Origin of the sequence: Flavobacterium sp. UBA7663 (assembly GCF_002483315.1) — a bacterium.
GTDB lineage: Bacteria > Bacteroidota > Bacteroidia > Flavobacteriales > Flavobacteriaceae > Flavobacterium.
Genome location: NZ_DLHR01000014.1, coordinates 1 through 19,459 on the forward strand (window position 1 = coordinate 1; position 19,459 = coordinate 19,459).

At 31.6% G+C, this 19,459-nt stretch carries 17 protein-coding genes; 10 read left to right on the forward strand and 7 right to left on the reverse strand.

Annotated features, from left to right (window positions below; all coding sequences use genetic code 11):
* Positions 1-139: 139 nt before the first annotated feature.
* Positions 140-1,024, forward strand: coding sequence for a GTPase Era (gene era / locus B2741_RS03830; protein ID WP_133608057.1), 885 nt, complete (start codon positions 140-142; stop codon positions 1,022-1,024).
* A gap of 57 nt (positions 1,025-1,081) precedes the next feature.
* Here era and B2741_RS03835 read toward each other — a convergent pair whose 3' ends face one another.
* Positions 1,082-1,573 carry a hypothetical protein gene (locus B2741_RS03835; RefSeq protein WP_291135601.1) on the reverse strand — a complete coding sequence of 164 codons (492 nt, stop codon included), beginning with the start codon at positions 1,571-1,573 and terminating at the stop codon, positions 1,082-1,084.
* 242 nt (positions 1,574-1,815) lie between these two features.
* Here B2741_RS03835 and der point away from each other — a divergent pair, with 242 nt between their 5' ends.
* A complete protein-coding gene (gene der, locus B2741_RS03840; protein WP_133608063.1) occupies positions 1,816-3,126 on the forward strand; it encodes a ribosome biogenesis GTPase Der in 1,311 nt (436 codons plus the stop codon).
* A gap of 131 nt (positions 3,127-3,257) precedes the next feature.
* Positions 3,258-6,041: an outer membrane beta-barrel protein gene (locus tag B2741_RS03845; RefSeq protein WP_291135604.1), complete on the forward strand. Its 2,784-nt coding sequence runs from the start codon at positions 3,258-3,260 to the stop codon at positions 6,039-6,041.
* Between the two features lie 163 nt (positions 6,042-6,204).
* Here B2741_RS03845 and B2741_RS03850 read toward each other — a convergent pair whose 3' ends face one another.
* The 5 genes from B2741_RS03850 to B2741_RS03870 all read right to left on the reverse strand — a co-directional run bounded on the left by B2741_RS03850 (position 6,205) and on the right by B2741_RS03870 (position 9,425).
* The gene (locus B2741_RS03850) at positions 6,205-6,969 is read right to left on the reverse strand and encodes a TPM domain-containing protein (protein WP_291135605.1); all 765 of its coding nucleotides are present in this window, start codon (positions 6,967-6,969) and stop codon (positions 6,205-6,207) included.
* Position 6,970: 1 nt separating this feature from the next.
* A complete protein-coding gene (locus B2741_RS03855; protein ID WP_291135606.1) occupies positions 6,971-7,408 on the reverse strand; it encodes a TPM domain-containing protein in 438 nt (145 codons plus the stop codon).
* On the reverse strand, positions 7,408-8,010 hold the full coding sequence (locus tag B2741_RS03860) for a LemA family protein (RefSeq protein WP_133609426.1): 603 nt from the start codon (positions 8,008-8,010) through the stop codon (positions 7,408-7,410). Before B2741_RS03860 ends, B2741_RS03855 begins: the two co-directional genes overlap by 1 nt.
* 32 nt (positions 8,011-8,042) lie before the next feature.
* Positions 8,043-8,375, reverse strand: coding sequence for a MerR family transcriptional regulator (locus B2741_RS03865; protein ID WP_133608073.1), 333 nt, complete (start codon positions 8,373-8,375; stop codon positions 8,043-8,045).
* Between the two features lie 72 nt (positions 8,376-8,447).
* On the reverse strand, positions 8,448-9,425 hold the full coding sequence (locus tag B2741_RS03870) for a M23 family metallopeptidase (protein ID WP_291135608.1): 978 nt from the start codon (positions 9,423-9,425) through the stop codon (positions 8,448-8,450).
* A 176-nt stretch (positions 9,426-9,601) separates the two neighbouring features.
* Here B2741_RS03870 and alaS point away from each other — a divergent pair, with 176 nt between their 5' ends.
* Together alaS and B2741_RS03880 are read left to right on the forward strand one after the other, a co-directional pair.
* Positions 9,602-12,238 carry an alanine--tRNA ligase gene (gene alaS / locus B2741_RS03875; RefSeq protein WP_291135610.1) on the forward strand — a complete coding sequence of 879 codons (2,637 nt, stop codon included), beginning with the start codon at positions 9,602-9,604 and terminating at the stop codon, positions 12,236-12,238.
* 98 nt (positions 12,239-12,336) lie between these two features.
* Positions 12,337-13,110 carry a hypothetical protein gene (locus B2741_RS03880; RefSeq protein ID WP_291135612.1) on the forward strand — a complete coding sequence of 258 codons (774 nt, stop codon included), beginning with the start codon at positions 12,337-12,339 and terminating at the stop codon, positions 13,108-13,110.
* A 57-nt stretch (positions 13,111-13,167) separates the two neighbouring features.
* Here B2741_RS03880 and B2741_RS03885 read toward each other — a convergent pair whose 3' ends face one another.
* A complete protein-coding gene (locus B2741_RS03885; RefSeq protein WP_291135614.1) occupies positions 13,168-13,539 on the reverse strand; it encodes a RidA family protein in 372 nt (123 codons plus the stop codon).
* A gap of 81 nt (positions 13,540-13,620) precedes the next feature.
* Here B2741_RS03885 and B2741_RS03890 point away from each other — a divergent pair, with 81 nt between their 5' ends.
* The 5 genes from B2741_RS03890 to B2741_RS03910 all read left to right on the forward strand — a co-directional run bounded on the left by B2741_RS03890 (position 13,621) and on the right by B2741_RS03910 (position 19,446).
* Complete coding sequence (locus B2741_RS03890; protein ID WP_291135616.1) at positions 13,621-14,574, forward strand: GSCFA domain-containing protein; 954 nt, start codon at positions 13,621-13,623, stop codon at positions 14,572-14,574.
* A 77-nt stretch (positions 14,575-14,651) separates the two neighbouring features.
* Positions 14,652-15,131, forward strand: coding sequence for a YbjN domain-containing protein (locus B2741_RS03895; protein WP_291135618.1), 480 nt, complete (start codon positions 14,652-14,654; stop codon positions 15,129-15,131).
* Positions 15,132-15,139: 8 nt separating this feature from the next.
* The gene (locus B2741_RS03900; protein WP_291135620.1) at positions 15,140-15,511 is read left to right on the forward strand and encodes a hypothetical protein; all 372 of its coding nucleotides are present in this window, start codon (positions 15,140-15,142) and stop codon (positions 15,509-15,511) included.
* Between the two features lie 18 nt (positions 15,512-15,529).
* On the forward strand, positions 15,530-17,344 hold the full coding sequence (locus B2741_RS03905) for a PQQ-binding-like beta-propeller repeat protein (RefSeq protein WP_291135622.1): 1,815 nt from the start codon (positions 15,530-15,532) through the stop codon (positions 17,342-17,344).
* Positions 17,345-17,673: 329 nt separating this feature from the next.
* A complete protein-coding gene (locus B2741_RS03910) occupies positions 17,674-19,446 on the forward strand; it encodes a tetratricopeptide repeat-containing sensor histidine kinase (RefSeq protein WP_291135623.1) in 1,773 nt (590 codons plus the stop codon).
* The last annotated feature ends 13 nt before the right edge of the window (positions 19,447-19,459 follow it).

Here is a 19,459-nt window from a genome sequence, read left to right on the forward strand (position 1 = left end):
CTGCCTACTGCTCTATCCCGCGATTTGTGAGTGCAAAGGTACAATCTTTATTTAAAATTACAAGACTTTTTTAAAAATAATGTTTTCTTTCTACTATTTCAGGCGTTATCACTACCTTTGTACCCATAAATATATTGAAATGGAGCACAGAGCAGGTTATGTAAATATTATTGGAAATCCGAATGTAGGAAAATCAACTCTTATGAATGCGTTTGTAGGTGAGCGTCTTTCTATTATTACATCGAAAGCACAAACTACAAGACACCGTATTCTGGGAATTGTAAATGGAGATGATTTTCAAGTTTTATTTTCAGATACGCCTGGAATTATAAAACCAGCGTATGAATTGCAAAATTCGATGATGGATTTTGTAAAATCGGCTTTTGAAGATGCTGACATTTTGGTTTATATGGTGGAAATTGGAGAAAAAGAATTAAAAGATGAAGCGTTTTTTAATAAAATTATCCATTCTAAAATCCCAGTTTTGTTGTTATTAAATAAAATTGATAAATCGAATCAAGAACAATTAGAAGAACAAGTGCAAGCTTGGAAAGAAAAAGTACCTAATGCAGAACTTTTTCCTATTTCGGCATTAGAGAATTTTAATGTACAAACTGTTTTTGATAGAATCATCGAATTACTTCCTGTTTCTCCAGCATTTTACCCTAAAGATGCGTTAACCGATAAACCCGAACGTTTCTTCGTTAACGAAACTATTCGTGAGAAAATCTTGTTAAATTACGATAAAGAAATTCCATATGCCGTAGAAATTGAAACGGAAGAATTTATCGAAGACGATAACATTATTAGAATTCGTGCCGTAATTATGGTAGAACGCGATACGCAGAAAGGAATTATCATTGGTCACAAAGGCGCTGCTTTAAAACGTGTAGGCATTCAAGCAAGAGAAGATTTAGAAAAATTCTTTGGCAAACAAATTCACTTGGCTACTTATGTAAAAGTAAATAAAGATTGGAGAAGCAGTGCTTACCAATTAAAACGTTTTGGGTATAACCAGAAGTAAGAAGAAAGAGCAAAGAAGAAAGATAAAAGATGCCTGATGAATACTCGTCAGGTTTTTTTATTCCAAAATCTTATACATCAAATCTTCTAATTCGTGCATTTGCGGCACACCTTTTTCTCGGTTTATTCTAGCGATGAAATAAAGCAATATCCAAAAAACAACCATAAAGGAAATTACCACTATATCTAACACTATCGATTGTTTTAGTGACCAATGCGTGTAAGCCATCATAGCAAAAACTAAAAACAATCCTGCAATGATAAAGTGTAGAAACATAAAAAGCGTCCACAACAATTGCTCTGGACCAAAAAGACCTTTTACTGTTGTCTTATCTTCATTAGCTTCTAATTCCAAATGTAAAAAAGGCGAATAGTATTTTCGTTTTTCTTTGCTGAAATAAAAATACAAATGCTCATCAATTATTTTAATTTGGTAATCGGCTTTTAATTCGGTTTTTAGCTGTTTTGCTTTTTCTAAAATTTTATCGACACTATTTTTTGATTCGACTTCAAACTTTGGTCGTAGTGCAATACTTTTTTCAGGCTCCATTTCTTCTGATTTTGAGGCTAATATATAAATTTTTAACAAATATTGATAGAATTTTACATCCTAGCCCAGATAAAAACGGAAACCTCGCAAATTTTTGACCTATTTTTTCTTTTTATTTGGCCAGCGACCTTAGAAGCTGACCGAATAAATTTAGAAAAAAAGAGCTAAAATTGTGGAGTTGTAGTGGATAGCTGGAAAAAGCTCCAAAAAAAATCGTACTTTTGCCGATTCAAAATAAGATTATGAATAATATTGTTGCCATTGTAGGAAGACCAAATGTTGGAAAATCCACATTTTTTAATCGTTTAATTCAGCGAAGAGAAGCTATTGTTGACTCGGTAAGCGGTGTTACGCGTGATAGAAATTATGGAAAAAGTGAGTGGAACGGAAAGGAGTTTTCTGTAATTGATACTGGAGGTTATATCAAAGGTTCGGACGATATTTTTGAGGCGGAAATTCGTCGTCAAGTAGAATTAGCTATTGATGAAGCAGATGCTATTATCTTTATTGTGGATGTGGAAGAAGGTATTACACCTATGGATGACGAAGTGGCTAAATTACTTCGTAAAGTTAAAAAACCTGTTTTGTTAGTGATTAACAAAGTAGATAATGCCATGCGTGAAAAAGACGCTGTTGAATTTTACAACTTAGGATTAGGAGAATATTACACGATTTCGGGAATGAGCGGAAGCGGAACAGGAGAACTTTTAGACAAATTAGTCGAAGTATTACCTGAAATGCCAGAAGTTACTGAAGAAGTAGAACCATTACCACGTTTTTGTGTTGTAGGAAGACCAAACGCAGGTAAATCATCATTTATTAATGCTTTAATTGGCGAAGATAGATTTGTGGTAACCGACATTGCTGGAACTACTCGTGATGCAATTGACACAAAATACAACCGTTTTGGATTTGAATTCAACTTGGTCGATACTGCTGGAATTAGACGTAAAGCGAAAGTAAAAGAAGATTTAGAATTTTACTCAGTAATGCGTTCGGTTAGAGCTATTGAACACAGTGATGTTTGTTTGTTAGTTATTGATGCCACTCGTGGATTTGAAGGACAAGATCAAAGTATTTTTTGGTTGGCCGAAAAAAACCGTAAAGGAGTTGTTATCTTAGTAAACAAATGGGATTTGGTAGAAAAAGACACCATGACTACTCGTGATTACGAACGTAAGATTAGAGAAGAATTACAGCCATTTACCGATGTGCCTATTCTTTTTATCTCGGCTTTAACGAAACAACGTTTACTAAAAGCATTAGAAACAGCAGTTGAAGTGTTTGAAAACAGAAAACAACGTATTTCGACTTCAAAATTCAACGAGTTGATGTTGCCAATTATTGAAGCAACGCCACCTCCTGCTTTAAAAGGAAAATATGTGAAAATTAAATATTGTATGCAGTTGCCAACACCAACTCCTCAGTTTGTGTTTTTTGCCAACTTACCGCAATATGTGAAAGATCCATATAAACGTTTTATCGAAAATAAATTAAGAGAACAATACAATTTTAGTGGCGTTCCAATAGATATTTATTTCAGACAGAAATAGTTGAAAACCGAAGTTAACGCTTCGGTTTTTTTAATGGCAATTGTTAAATTTCCGTAAGAAAATTTTTATTTACACAATAAATATTTTAATTCGCAGTTAATTAGAACTTAAACTAAATAATAACTTTTTTCATGTTTCAGAAACTCGCCTACTTTGCCTTGTTTTTATTCTCAATCTTCAGTTTTAGTCAAAACACCATTTCTTTAAAAGGAAAAATTATCGACAAAAACACTTCTGTTCCACTTGAATCGGCAACTATTTATTTGAAATCAGTAAAAGATTCCACTTTGATAGATTATACCATTTCAGACAAGAATGGAAATTTTACTTTTAAGACAAAAAAAATGGATAATGCCATTTATTTCAAAATTTCATACATTGGTTATATTGACTACACAGAAAAAATTGAAAACTTAAAAGCTGACAAAGATTTTGGTTTTATAAAACTAGAAGAAAATGTAAGTTCTTTAAAAGAGGTTGTCATACAATCTGAAGCACCACCGGTTACTATAAAAAACGATACTTTAGAATTTAATGCTTCGTCGTTTAAAGTTCGTCCTGATGCTAATGTGGAAGCGTTATTGAAACAACTTCCAGGTGTTGAAATAGATGAAGAAGGTAAAATTACCGTCAACGGAAAAGAAGTCAATAATATTTTAGTCAACGGAAAACCTTTCTTTGGTAAAGATGGTAAAATTGCCACTCAAAATTTACCAGCCGAAATAATTAGTAAAGTTCAAGTAACCGACACCAAAACAAAAGAAGAAGAATTATCAGGGCAAAATGCTACTTCAGATGAAAAAACCATAAATTTAACCATTCAGGAAGATAAAAATAAAGGTGTTTTTGGAAAAGCAAATGTAGGTTATGGAACCGATGAACGATACGAATCGAGTATGCTTTTCAATTATTTTAAAGATACACAGAAGATTAGTGTTTTAGGTTCTTCTAACAACGTAAACTCTATTGGATTTTCAATGGATGAAATTTTCGACAATATGGGCGGCGGGAGAAATAATTCAATATGGGTAAATGATAACGGTAGTTTTGGTATTAACGGAATGCAATTTGGAGGTAATAACGGAATTACACAATCCAATATGATTGGAATAAATTTTGCAGATGAATGGGCAAAAAAGAAAATTAATCCAAACGGAAGTTATTATTATTCAAACGCAGAAACTAACAATAATAACAGAACCAATAGAATCAATTTACTTCCAACTGGTAACACCAACACATTAGCAGAATCTAAAACCAAATCTATAACCGATGGACACAATTTAGGAATGGATTTTGAAATAAAATTAGATTCAACCACAACCATTTATATGAGTCCAAGTTTTGCCAAAAGCGAAATTAAAAACAAAAACACTGGTTTTGATGCTACATTTGATGAAACAGGAAACGCTTTAAACGAAAATACAAGTGATAATAATTGGTCAAGCCAAAACAACACTTTTAAAAATAATATTTATTTTTATAGAGGTTTAAAGAAAAAAGGCAGAGGGATTAGTGCTTCATTTGAAAACGAAAATAGCAAAAATGAATCTGATTTATTTACTAAGACAACAACAACTTTTTTTCAATCTGGAAGTTCAGATGATGATAGAAATCAATTCAGAATTGACGATTCTAAAAAAGATAGTTTCAGAGCCGAAATAGGTTATAATGAACCCTTAAGAGATTCTTTAGTATTCAATTTTGAAACTACTTACAGTTACAAAAAGTCAAGAGATACCAGAGAAACATATGACTTTGATAACGGGTTAAATGCCTATTCTAACTACAACGATTTACTTTCAAACGATATTGTTTCAACAACTTCATCTGTAGCCCCAATGGTTGGAATTAGCATCCGAAAAAAGAAAATTAGAGGAAGTCTTTCTATGGGAACAGAAATCATTAATTTTAATAATCAATCCAACTATTTATCAAATACAACAACAGTAAATAAAAACTATATGTACCCTAAAATGAATGGTTATTTGAGCATTACATTAGGTAAATCAAAATCGTTTTACACCTACTACTCTTACGAAGTAAATTTACCTAGTGCCAATCAAATCTTACCATTTCAAAATTTAGGCAATCCATTAAATACGCTAATTGGAAATGCTGATTTAAAACCTAACGAAAATTACTCACTTTATACCAACTTCAACAATTATGATTATGCAACCAGAAGTGGTTTTTATGCTTATGCTGGCGGAGATTACAATGTAAATCAAATTGTAGCTTCTACTACTTATGATGCCGATTTTAAAGCAACTACAACGTATCAAAATGTAGACAGAGCTTATAATACGTATGTTGGTTTTAGTTTAAACAAATCATTAAAAAAAGAAAAAAGAACGTTTAAATATGGTGTAGGCTTGCAGTTAGGTTACAATTATGATCAAGGATTAACCAATGCAGCATTATTTGAATCAAAAGGATTAACCTTAAATCCAAGAGCCAATATGTCTTGGTCAATTGATGAAATGATTACGATTAGTCCGTCGTACCGATACACATATATTACTAATGATTTTACTAATTACGTAATTGACAATACTAAAAATTTCAAGCACAGTGCTAAGTTAGAAATCACAAGTTATTGGCCTAAAAAAGTAGTTTTGGGAAGTGATTTTGGTTACAACTACAACTCTAATATAGCAGATGGTTTTCAAAAAGATTTCTATTTATGGAATTTGAGTTTGGGATATAATTTCTTTCAAGACAAATTATTAGCCAAAGTAAAAGTGTATGATGTTTTAAATCAAAATATCAGCGCAACAAGAACGATTACGCCAACCGCCATTACCGATATGGAAAATACCGTTTTACAACAATATGCGATGTTTTCTTTAACCTATAAATTAGAAAAATTTGGTGGTAAGAAAAAAGATGGTGGCATTATGATTATAGATTAAATAAAAAACTCGTTAGTATTGCTAACGAGTTTTTTATTTTTAATTTCAAGTACAAGTTCAAAAATCAAGAGCAAGTTTGTTTTTCGCTTCGCTTAAAGTATTCCTACTTCGTAGGAGATTCCTACTTCGGCGGAATGACAATGTTAGAGAATTATATTTCAAATTACCAACTTCCGCCTGCGCCACCACCTGAGAATCCACCACCGCCGAAGCCGCCGCCAAATCCTCCTGATGAACCACCGCCAAAGCTTCCGCCACCACCAAAACCGCCCCCGCTTCTCCCTAGGCTACTTAAAATAATAATGTCGCCTAAATCTAAGCCGCCGCCACCTTTAAAATTTCCACCGCCTTTATTTCCTCTGGAAGCTAAAACTAACAGAATAATAATAAAAACTACAATTAAGATGAATGGTAAAGGATTACTTGATTCTTTTCTAGAACCTTTGTATTTTCCCTTTAGAACTTCAAAAATAGCATCGGCACCTTTGTCTAAACCAGTGTAATAACTTCCGGCTTTAAATTCTGGAATAATAATGTTTCTGATAAGTTCTCCGTTGATTCCTGCGGTTAGTCTATCTTCTACTCCGTATCCTGGAGCAATCCATATTTTTCTTTCTGTTTTTGCTAAAAGAATTAGAATTCCGTTGTCTTCTTTTTCTTGACCTATTCCCCATTCCTGAGCCCATTTTGGTGTTAAAATACCAATATCTTCTCCTTTTAAATCTTCAACTGAAATTACTACAATTTGAGTAGAAGTTGAATCAGAATAGCGAACTAACTTATTTTCTAACTCTTTTTCTTCTTGCGGATTTAAAACATCGGCATAATCGTAAACACTCGTTTGAAAACTAGGTTTTTTTGGAATATCAAACTGCGCATAAGCAATCATTCCGCTTAAAGCTAATACAAATAAAAATAACTTTTTCATATTAACTTCTTGAGATTTCGTTAGACAATTCGTTCGTATCATCTGATTGATATGGGAAATATTTTTTCAATCTTTCGCCTGCTCTGAGAATTCCTTCTACCAAGCCTTTCTTGAAGTTGCCTTCTTTAAAGTTAGCAATTACTGTATCTTTTGTACAATCCCAAAAATCAGATTCTACTGCTTCGTTGATTCCTTTATCGCCAATTATAGCAAACTTTTTATCCGAAACGCACACATAAAACAAAACGCCATTTCGATCTTGTGTTTCGTCCATTTTCAATTCAAAAAAAACCTCCTGAGCTCTGTCAAGAGGTGATTTTTCTGTATGATCTTCAATGTGCACACGAATTTCTCCTGAAGTGTTTTTTTCGGCTTCAACAATAGCTAAAACAATTTCTTGCTCTTCTGCTTTTGATAAGAAATCTTCGGTTTTTGACATTATTTTTTCTCTTTATTGAAATCAAATTCTACATCCACTGGTTTTTCAGCACCTGCAACTGCATCGAAATATGGTTTTTCTTTGTAGTTTCCTAAGAAAATAGAATTAGGGAAAACCAAAATGTAGTTGTTGTATTTTTGAACCGATTCGTTGAAACGTGTTCTTGCTGTTAAGATTTGGTTTTCTGTACTAGCTAACTCATCTTGTAATTTCAAGAAGTTTTGATTTGCTTTTAAATCTGGATATTGCTCAACAGTCACCAATAATCTTGACAAAGAACTATTTAAATTTCCTTGCGCTTGATTGAATTGTGTTAATTGTTCTGGTGTCATATTCGTTGGGTCAATTTTTACAGAAGTCGCTTCAGAACGTGCTTTGATTACTGCTTCTAAAGTTGATTTTTCAAAATCAGCCGAACCTTGAACCGTTTTAACTAAATTTCCAATAAGGTCATTTCTTCTTTGGTACGAAGTTTCAACATTTCCCCATTCTTTATTTACTTCTTGATTTACACGAACAGCTCCGTTTTTGATACTAAAGAACCAAAATACTAGGATTAACAATAATCCACCACCGATAATAAAAGGCAAAAATTTTCTCATCATTTTTTTAAGTTTAAAAGTTTATTAATTGTTTATAGTTGATTTTTAATTGTGTTTAATTGAGCTTTAATTGTTTCTAATTTACTGATAATTTCAAATTTATCTAAGGTTTTTTTCTGACCTTCTTTCAAATGTGTTTTGGCACCTTCTAATGTAAATCCGCGCTCTTTTACCAAATGATAAATCAATTGCAAATTCTTCACATCTTCTGGTGTAAACATACGATTCCCTTTGGCGTTTTTCTTTGGTTTTAGAATATCAAATTCTTTATCCCAAAAACGAATTAAGGAGGCATTTACGTTAAAAGCTTTGGCTATTTCGCCAATACTATAATATCTTTTGTCTGGTGCTAATTCTAAATGCATTTTTCAAGTTCAAATTCAAATTCAATTACAAGTTCAAAACTTCTAAAATCGTTAATCATCAATCTTAAATCGTTAATCCAACGATTGATTTTCTTGATTCGCTAATTTTGAAATCTCTATATATTCTTTTGCCGAAATACTTCCATAATAGAAATTCAGCGGATTTACACGTTCTCCATTTTTAAACACTTCGTAGTGTAAATGTGGCGCCTGACTTCTTCCTGTACTTCCCACATATCCAATAATATCTCCACGTTTTACTCTTTGACCTGGACGACAATTATATTTACTTAAATGCGCATACAATGTTTTATAGCCATAACCATGATTCACTTCTATATGATTTCCGTATCCTGATAACGAAGCATCTGCTTTATAGACAACTCCATCTCCAGTAGCGTAAATTGGCGTTCCAGTTCTTGCGGTAAAATCCATTCCGTAATGGAATTTTCTAATTTTCGTAAATGGATCACTTCGATAACCATAACCCGAAGCCATTTGTTTTAAATCCTCATTCTTAACCGGTTGAATTGCTGGAATTGCTGCTAACAACTTCTCTTTTTGTTTTGCCAACGCTACAATTTCATCCAACGATTTGGATTGAATTACCAATTCTTTCGTTAAAATATCCACACGTTTTGTTGTGTTTTCCATTAACTCCGAATTATTAAATCCTTGCAAATCTTTGTATCTGTTTACACCTCCAAAACCCGCTTTTCGTTCTTCTTCTGAAATAGGAGTTGTATTAAAATATATTCTATAAATATTGTTATCTCTATTTTCAATCGCTTCTAAAACTTCATTCATCAAATCCAGTTTCTTATTCAAAACCTTATAATTTAAAGCTAAAGCTTCAATTTCTCTCGCTTGAATTTTATCTTTTGGCGTTTCAAAATAACTGGTATTAATCAATAGCAAAAAAATCAAGAATCCAAACAAAGCCGAAGACACCAAAAACAAGACAACATAGCCAAACTTCTTCCTTTTTCTTGTCTGAATACGCTTGTAGGCTAAATTTTCTGAATCGTAATAATATTTTACCTTCGACATAAATGAAAATATACTATTTTTGTGCCAAATTTATTGATTGACATAGGTTATACGAACAAATTTAAGAAATGTTTCATTCTAAAGCTATTTTATTTTTTAGTTGAGATATTTTTCGAAAATCTAATTCCAAATTCCTACTAAAATCAATAACCAAAACTTGAAATAACTAATTGATAATGAAATCACAAGACATTCGTAAACAGTTTTTACAATTCTTCGAATCTAACGGACACTTAATTGTTCCTTCTGCGCCAATCGTTTTAAAAGACGATCCAACCTTGATGTTTAACAACTCGGGAATGGCCCAATTCAAAGAATATTTCTTAGGCAATGGAACTCCAAAAAGCCCAAGAATAGCCGATACGCAAAAATGTCTTCGTGTTTCTGGAAAGCATAATGATTTAGAAGATGTAGGTTTTGATACTTACCATCACACTATGTTCGAAATGTTAGGTAACTGGTCTTTTGGTGATTATTTCAAAAGAGAGGCTATCAATTGGGCTTGGCAATTATTAACGGAAGTTTATAAAATTCCAAAAGAAAATTTATACGTTTCTGTTTTTGAAGGAAATCCAGATGAGAATGTTCCATTTGATCAAGAAGCTTGGGACATTTGGAAAGAATTAATTAGCGAAGACCGAATTATTTTAGGAAACAAAAAAGACAATTTCTGGGAAATGGGCGACCAAGGGCCATGTGGACCTTGTTCTGAAATTCACGTTGATTTACGTACCGAAGCTGAAAAAGCGTTAGTTTCTGGAAAAAGTTTAGTGAATAACGACCATCCACAAGTAGTGGAAATTTGGAACAACGTATTCATGGAATTCAACCGTAAAGCTGATGGTTCACTAGAAAAATTACCAGCACAACACGTTGATACCGGAATGGGATTTGAGCGTTTGTGTATGGCATTACAAGGAAAAACATCAAACTATGATACCGATGTTTTTACACCGCTTATTGAAAAAGTAGAGCAAATTACAGGTTTAAAATACACTTCAAACGAAGTTAAAAACATATCAGAAGAACAAAACAAAACCAACATTGCTATTCGTGTAATTGTAGACCACGTTCGTGCGGTAGCTTTTGCTATTGCTGACGGACAATTACCATCAAATACTGGTGCTGGTTATGTAATTCGTAGAATTTTACGCCGTGCGATTCGTTACGGATTTACGTTTTTAGGTACGAAAGAACCTTTCATTAATAAATTGGTAGAAGTGTTAGCGAATCAAATGGGCGAATTTTTCCCAGAGATTAAATCGCAACAACAATTGGTTACCAATGTAATTCGTGAAGAAGAAGCGTCTTTCTTAAGAACTTTAGAACAAGGATTACAATTGTTAGATAAAGTAGTAGCTGAAACCTCTGGAAAAGAAGTTTCTGGTGCAAAAGCCTTTGAATTGTATGATACTTTTGGTTTCCCAATTGACTTAACGGCTTTAATTCTTCGTGAAAAAGGATACGATTTAGATGAAGCTGGTTTCAATGTTGCGATGCAAGAACAAAAAGCCCGTTCACGTGCCGCTTCTGAAGTTTCTACTGAAGATTGGAACGTTTTGATTCCAGGAAATGTAGAAACGTTTGTGGGTTATGATAAAACCGAGAATGAAGTAAAAATTACACGTATTCGTAAAGTAGATTCTAAAAAAGATGGTGTTTTGTACCAAATTGTTTTAGATAATACGCCGTTCTATCCAGAAGGTGGTGGACAAGTTGGTGATAAAGGAACGTTAGTTTCGGCAAATGAAACGATTGAGATTATTGATACGAAAAAAGAAAACAACTTAATATTACATTTCGCAAAACAACTTCCAGAAAATATTGAAGCTGGATTTGTAGCTAAAGTAAAGACCGATTTAAGAACTTCGACTTCTAAAAATCACTCGGCTACGCATTTGATGCATTTAGCTTTGAGAACTATTTTAGGAACACATGTGGAGCAAAAAGGTTCGTTAGTAAATCCAAATTATTTGCGTTTTGACTTTTCGCATTTTTCTAAAGTTTCTGATGAAGAATTACGTCAGGTGGAAGCAAGTGTGAATCAACAAATCGAAGCACAATTACAATTGGTAGAACATAGAAATATTCCAATCAAAGAGGCATTAGATAAAGGTGCAATGGCTTTGTTTGGTGAAAAATATGGTGATTCTGTTCGTATGATTGAATTTGGTGACAGTAAAGAGTTATGTGGTGGAATTCACGTTAAAAATACAGCTGAAATTTGGCATTTCAAAATTGTTTCAGAAGGAGCTGTTGCTGCTGGAATTCGTCGTATAGAAGCTATTACGGGTGATGCTGTGAAAGATTTTTACACTTCGCAAGAAAACACGTTAGCGGAAATCAAAGAAGTATTGAAAAATCCGCAAGATGTTTTAAAATCCGTTGCTTCATTACAAGATGATAATGCAAAGTTAAAAAAACAATTAGAGCAATTAGTAAAAGAAAAAATCGAAGGATTAAAAAATACATTAGTTGCTGATTTCCAAGAAATAAATGGAATCAACTTTTTAGCAAAACAAGTAGATTTATCTATGAGTTCAACTAAGGATTTAGCGCAAGCTATTGGAACTTCAAAACCAAATGCTTTTGTATTCTTAGCTTCAATTGAAGATAATGCACCAAATATTCATTGCTATATTTCAAAAGAATTAGTCGCTGAAAAAGGATTAAACGCTGGAAACGTAATTAGAGAATTAGGAAAATTCATCGACGGAAATGGTGGTGGACAACCTTTCTTCGCATCAGGAAAAGGAAAAAATGTGAATGGAATTAATGAGGCTTTGGAGAAAGTTGTTGAATTTGTAAAATAGAAAAAATAGAAAGATTCTAAATTATTTAAAAACCTACTTAGAAACAAAACCTTTGTAGGTTTTTTTCTATATTAGCAACAAATTAAACAAAACAAAAAATGAAAAAACTACTTTGCCTTTTTAGTACAGTTGCACTTACTTTAATTTCATGTTCTAGCGAAGATGATACATCAACTTCGTCTGGAACCCAATTAACAAAAATTATTGAAACCTATGACGACGGGACTGTTGAAACAGTTAGTTTTGAATACAATGGAAATAAAATTGTTAATGTAAGTTCTGATTTAGACTTTAGAGACGAAACAATCTACACTTATACTGGAGATTTAATTACTAAAGAAGAATATTTTTTCGATGATGGTGCAGGTTTTTCTTTCGAAGAGGTTATTGATTATGAATATGACTCAAGTAGTAGATTGATTAAATCAATCAGAACTGATGAAGATGGCGAAATAGAAATAGATGACTTCACATATAACTCAAATGGAACAGTTTCTTTTATTACAACAGCAAATAGTACCACAGTAGCTTCTGGAACAATTTATTTTAATGGAAATCAACCATACAAAAAAGAAATAACTGAAAACCCAGGGACAGCTTTTGAAGTGAGCTGGGTTGAAGAAACTACATTTGATAGTAAGATAAGTCCATTTACTAATGTAACTGGTTTTGCTAAAATTGCTATTGGAACACCAAAATACACAAGAGGTTATCCTGGAATAGTTAATAATTCTTTAGATTTTTCAATTGATGACAATCTTGATGATAGCTCAAGTTATACATACAATAGTAATGACATGCCTGCTACTGAAACTTATATAGATTTTGATAATAGTGATAATAATTCCACTATACAATATATTTATAATTAAAAATTAAGCTCCTTAAAAAGAAAAATCCCGAAAAGCCAAAAACTTATCGGGATTTTTTTATTCTATAACAGCAATTGCTTCAATTTCAATCAACCATTCTTTTCTACCTAAACTTTCCACTCCAACCAAAGTACTTGCTGGATAATTTTCATTACCTAGAAATTCTTTTCTGACTTTTCTAAAAATAGGTAAGTCGATTTCTGGATTAAAATTTACGATGTAGGTATTCATTTTTACTACATCTTTAAAAGTAGCATTGCAATTTTCAAGTTGCTTTTCTAAATTTTGAAATGTGGCAATGGTTTGTGCTTCTAAATTTGCACCATCACCTATTTGTCCTGAAATGTAAAGCGTTTTAAAATTTCCTGTTTTTACTACAACCGTTTGAGAAAAACCTTCATTAGGTTCAATGTATTCTTTTTCAATCATTTTTTAGCGAATTAAATCCTTAGTAAAAATACTGGTTTTTTGTAAAAAGTAGTTTAAATTTGAAGTCTAAACCTAAATGATTTGCAATTCACTACCAAAATACCCATTCAAAAAAGCAATTTTCCAATTGATTACGATTCGAAAATCATGTTATTAGGTTCGTGTTTTGCTGAAAATATAGGTGAGAAATTTAACTATTTTAAATTCCAAACAACAGTAAATCCGTTTGGGATTGTTTTCAATCCAGTTTCGTTAGAAAAGTTAATTCGTCGTTGTGTTGTAAATAGAAAATTTACCGAAAACGATATTTTCTATTATAACGATTTATGGCATTGTTTTGAAGTCCATTCCGAATTATCAAATTCGGATAAAAATACCTTTCTAAATTCTTTAAACGAATTAATTGATGCAACACATCAACAATTAAACGATTCAACTCACATCATCATCACATTAGGAACGTCGTGGGTGTATAGAAATATAGAATCAAACGAAATTGTTTCCAATTGTCATAAAGTGTCGCAAAAGCAGTTTACAAAAGAATTACTTCCAATTAATCAAATCGAAGAAAGTTTACAAAGTATCATTTCCATAATTCATTCGGTTAACCCAAATTGCAAATTTATTTTCACGGTTTCTCCAGTTCGTCACATAAAAGATGGTTTTGTGGAAAACACATTGAGTAAAGCGCATTTGATTACTGCAATTCATAAAACAATCAGCAGACTCCCATCACCCATCACCTATTTTCCTGCTTATGAAATCATGATGGATGAATTGCGTGATTATCGTTTTTATGGTGAAGACATGTTGCATCCCAATCAAACAGCTGTCGATTATATTTGGATTCAATTCTTTGAAAATTATATTTCGGAATCGGAATTTGGATTAATGAATGAAATTTGTACGATTCAAAAAGGATTAAAGCATCGCCCTTTTAATCCAAATACAGAAAGCCATCAAAAATTCTTAAATCAACTCGATTTAAAAATTAAAACCATTCAAAATCAGCTCCCTTTTGTAAAATTTTGTTAAAATACGGCAATTGTCGTATTTCATAAGTTTCCATTTTTTGTGAATTTTGATTTATTAATAATTAAAAAATCCCTATTATGAAAACTTTAAAATTATCCCCATTCTTTTATCTATTTGTTTTATTAATTTCTGTTCAATTTGCAACAGCTCAAAAGTTAGTTAATGCAGCTGAAGTAACTCCTTCACTCTTAAAAGAAACTTGCGACAACGCATATATAGAAATTGTAGAAGTTAAAGACACGTATATAAAAATTAAAAACACTTACAATGTTTATCTTGATATTGATTCAAGTAAGAGGTTCATTACATTTAGTAGCGTTTATAATCTTGTTGACGGAGCTCCTAAAAGAGATGTTTTAGAATTAATAAACAAATTAAATGCTGAAGTAGCGTTAATCAAAACTTACTATTCAGAAAGCACAAACACCATTACCTATTTCTATTATTTTTGGACTGAAGGTGGATTTACTCAAAAATCATTAATAAGTTCATTGCGTCTTTATAAGACTGCTTTAGATTTAACATTAGAAAAAGACACTGGCAAACTTATTAAATAAAATTATTTATGAAAATAAGAATTGCCTTTGTATTCCTTGTGATTACTCTTTTTTACAGCGAACACATTTGGTCTCAAAGACCCGTTCTTACCGACGAAGAAACAGTTTCCAAAATGGTAACAACCGAAATGCATGAAGTGTTTCAATCCTCTGATTTCATCAAAAAGAAAAACAAGAGATTTTCTGAAATAACTGGCAATATGACCATTGACATTACAGTAATTCAGAGCGGTAAAGTAGCCACTTTTTTTAAAGTAGATAGCACTATAAATGACATCGATTTTATAAACTTCATGTCGGAATACATTCTTACTCATAAATTTAAATTCAAATTAGAGAAGAAAAAAAGATACAAAATCAGATATGACATATCATTTTAAACATTAAAAACAAAACTCATGAAAAAATCATTTATTATGTATTCCCTTCTTATAGCAATTATAGGAACTACTCCTGCAACTGCTCAATTTGGGAAATTATTAGACAAAGTCAAAGGAAGTGGCGGTTCTAAAAAATCGGGAAGTTTTGCTACTGTATGGGAATCAGAATTTGGTAATAAAGCAACAAGATTGGCCATAAATAATCATGACGGTTCTTACATTTTAGGCACAGATGATAACTCGGCCTCAGTATTAAACGGAGAAGGAAAACTAATTTGGAATGGTGATTACAAAAACATCACAACAAATAAAACCAACAAATGTGAATATCAATATGCTATTTGGAAAGACAATGGCGGATATTTATTTTTATTTGACGAAAGAAAAATGGGTACAGATCGTGTTGCCGTAATTGATATTGCTTCGGGAAAAGAATTATGGAATTCAGAATTGTATCAAAATCTACTTCCAAAAGGAACTAAATCAGAGGATGGTGCTGACCAAGGAGAATTGGAAACTGTAAAATATATTCATGAATTAGATGCCTTTTTAATTTCACAAAAAGCTTCTGTTATTTTAGTAAAGGCAAATACTGGTGAGAAAATTTGGGAAACCAATCGATTCAAAGGGGGCGTTGGAAAATATATTTACGATGCGAAAAAGAATGAAATTATCATGGTGAATTTTAAACCAACAGCATTAGGTGCTTTGTTTGCTGGATTTAAAAATCAAATGGTGAAATTAAACGCAAATAATGGTGAAATCATTTGGGAAAATACGTTTTTAGGAACTGTAGAAAAAGAATTAGTTACTAGAAGAGCAATCTTAGATTTATGGATTAAAGGCGATAAAGTTTTCATGTACTTAAACGGATTACAAGTTTACAACATTAATTCAGGACAAAAACTTTGGGAATCGGTGTATGAAAATGATATGGATGGCGGAGGCGGAGGCATGTTCTCTAATACCACTCAAAAAAAATATTATAGAACTATTGCTGACCCATTATTTACAGACAATGCCGTGTATATTGTAATGTTAGGCGGAAGAGATAGAGCTAAATACGTTCAAAAACACGATTTAGAAAGTGGTAAAATTATGTGGACTTCTGAGAAAATTACAGGTGCATTCTCTATGCCAAATATTTTCAGAACAGGCGACAAAGTAATTGTGCAAGTTGGAGGTAAAGTACAAGTTCAAGAATATAGAAAAGAACAACAACAAAGTTTGTACGGAGGAAGTTACACTTCTCATGTTCCTTACATTTATTGGGATTATAAAGCACAAAAAAATAGTTTAATAGCTATAGATGATAAAACAGGAACAACTTCTTGGCGCTCGGAAAAGTTTGACAAACGTATTACTGATTTCATCATTCATGAAAACAAAAATGTATTTGTTGGAGATGGAGATCAATTCTACTGTTATGATATTGCTTCGGGAAAACAAATTTTTGATGTAAAACACAACGATGCTGGTGTAGGTAAAGCTACCGACGTAATTGATTTTGGAGAAACTGTAATCGTATTATCTGAAAAAGGATTAGCGTCTTACAATAAAAAAGATGGTTCAAGAGCTTATGCAACAGAGAAAATCAGAGGTGTTGATTATTTCTACGATGTAAATGGAAATTACTTTTTACGCGACCAAAGAAACAGTAAAAATATCCTTCACGCTATTGATATGACAAATGGCGAAACAAAAGGCTCAGTTCAATCAAAAGGAAAAGGCGGAAGTCCTAGATATGGTGATGGTCTAGATATTACTGATGATGGTGAATACATTTTTGCTTTTAAAGGAAAAAAAGTGGAAAAAATAAAAGTAAACAATTAATTTGTTTTTTATAGTTTGATTACTTTGAGTGGATTGATATGATATCAATCCACTCTTTTTTTTTACAAATACGTCAAATGTCGTATAGGAAATAGCCCGGTTTTAGTCGAATTTTACGATACAAATAAAACCTGAATTATGTCTAAATTATTCCTTACAATCGAAACACTTAGTAAAAAGAAGGAATCTTTTGTTTTTATTTTTAGACTACTCGTTTTACTTTGTTTGCTATTAAATATTTATTATCTTATTTATGTAATACGATGATTTAAATCTAGTTTTAAATTTGATTTTCATACTTTTATAGTAACAATGATTCAACTTTCAAAATGAAGAACAACATAATATACATAATCGCCTTAATCCTTTCTCAGCTATTTACTTTTAGTTGGAGCCAAACCTATTCTAAAAAACAAATCGATTCCATCAATAACATGCCTTTTGATGATATTATTGCAAATAGCTCTAAATCATTACAATTGTTTAATAAAGTATTAGCCGATTCAAAAAAACAAAACTATAAATTAGGAATTGCTTCCAGTTATGAAAAAATGGCGCTTTGTTATTTTTATCAAAGCAAGTATGATTTGCATTCAAAATATACCTTTATTGCCATTGAAAACTTTAATCAATTAAAACAGAATGGCAAAGTAGCTTCTCTTTATGCCAGTTACGGTTATCATTTAAGAAGACGTAATTTAGATTCTGGTATCATGTACATGCAAAAAGGATTGAAAATTGGTGAAAAATACAATACTGAATACGAACTTAGAGGCATTTATGACAATTATGGTGTTTTAAAAGAAATGAAAAAAGAGTACGACAGTGCTTTTTTATTTTATAATAAATCTTTGACTTTAAAAGAAAAAGCGAATGATAAAATTGGGATTCCATATAGTTTGAATAAAATTGGAATGCTTCAATTAACGTTAAAAGACTTTGCAAAAGCAAAACAAAATTTAGACAAAGCCTATCAAATACGACTTGAAATTGATGATAAAATTGGAATTGCAGAAAATTTAAATTTTTATGGCTACTACTATTTTGAAACCAATGACAATCAAAAATCAATTGAATATTTCAGCAAAGCATTAAATGAAAGTAAAGCCTATAATTACAATTATTTAACCCAAGACAATTATCAAAAACTATCTGAATTATATGAATTAAATTCCGATTACAAAACGGCTTTAGACAATTTTAAAAACTACACCACTTATAAAGATAGTATTTCAAATATCAACCTCAGAATCAAACAAGCTGAATTAGATACTGAATTTGATACCGAAAGAAAAGAGAAAGAAATTTTAGAACAAAAAGCCAATTTAGCTGTAAAAAACACTTACATCGTAATTATTATTTCGCTTCTAATTTTATCTGTAATCGTTGGCTATTTTATGTTAAAAAATCAAAAAATGAAAACCCTTCAATTGCAAAAAGAAAACGAATTAAAAGATGCGTTACTTAAAATTGAAACTCAAAATAGACTTCAGGAACAAAGACTTCAAATTTCGAGAGATTTGCATGATAACATTGGTGCTCAGCTTACATTTATCATTTCGTCTGTAGATTCATTAAAATATGCATTTGCAGATGGAAATCCAAAGTTAGAAGACAAACTAAACAATATTAGTTCGTTCACAAAAGAGACTATCTATGAATTAAGAGATACGATTTGGGCCATGAACAAAGAAGAAATTACTATTGAAGATTTGAAAACAAGAATTTCAAATTTTATCGATAATGCCCAACTTTCATTAAATGGTATTCAATTTAATTTTAACTTTGAGACAAAATCGTTTCAATCTTTCACTTCTAGAGACGGAATGAATATTTATCGCTTAATACAGGAAGCAGTTAATAATGCCATTAAACATGCGAATGCCTCTCAAATTGATGTTTCATTTATCGAATCTGATAACAAAATAACTGCTGTAATTGCTGACAACGGAAAAGGATTTGATTTGAATACAGCCGAAATTGGCAATGGACTTAATACAATGAAAAAAAGAGCCTCCGAATTAAAAGGAAATTTCAATATTGAAGCCTCTGAAAAAGGAACTAAAATTTATCTAAGCTTACCAAATCAAAAAGAAGTTTAACCTGAATAATCAC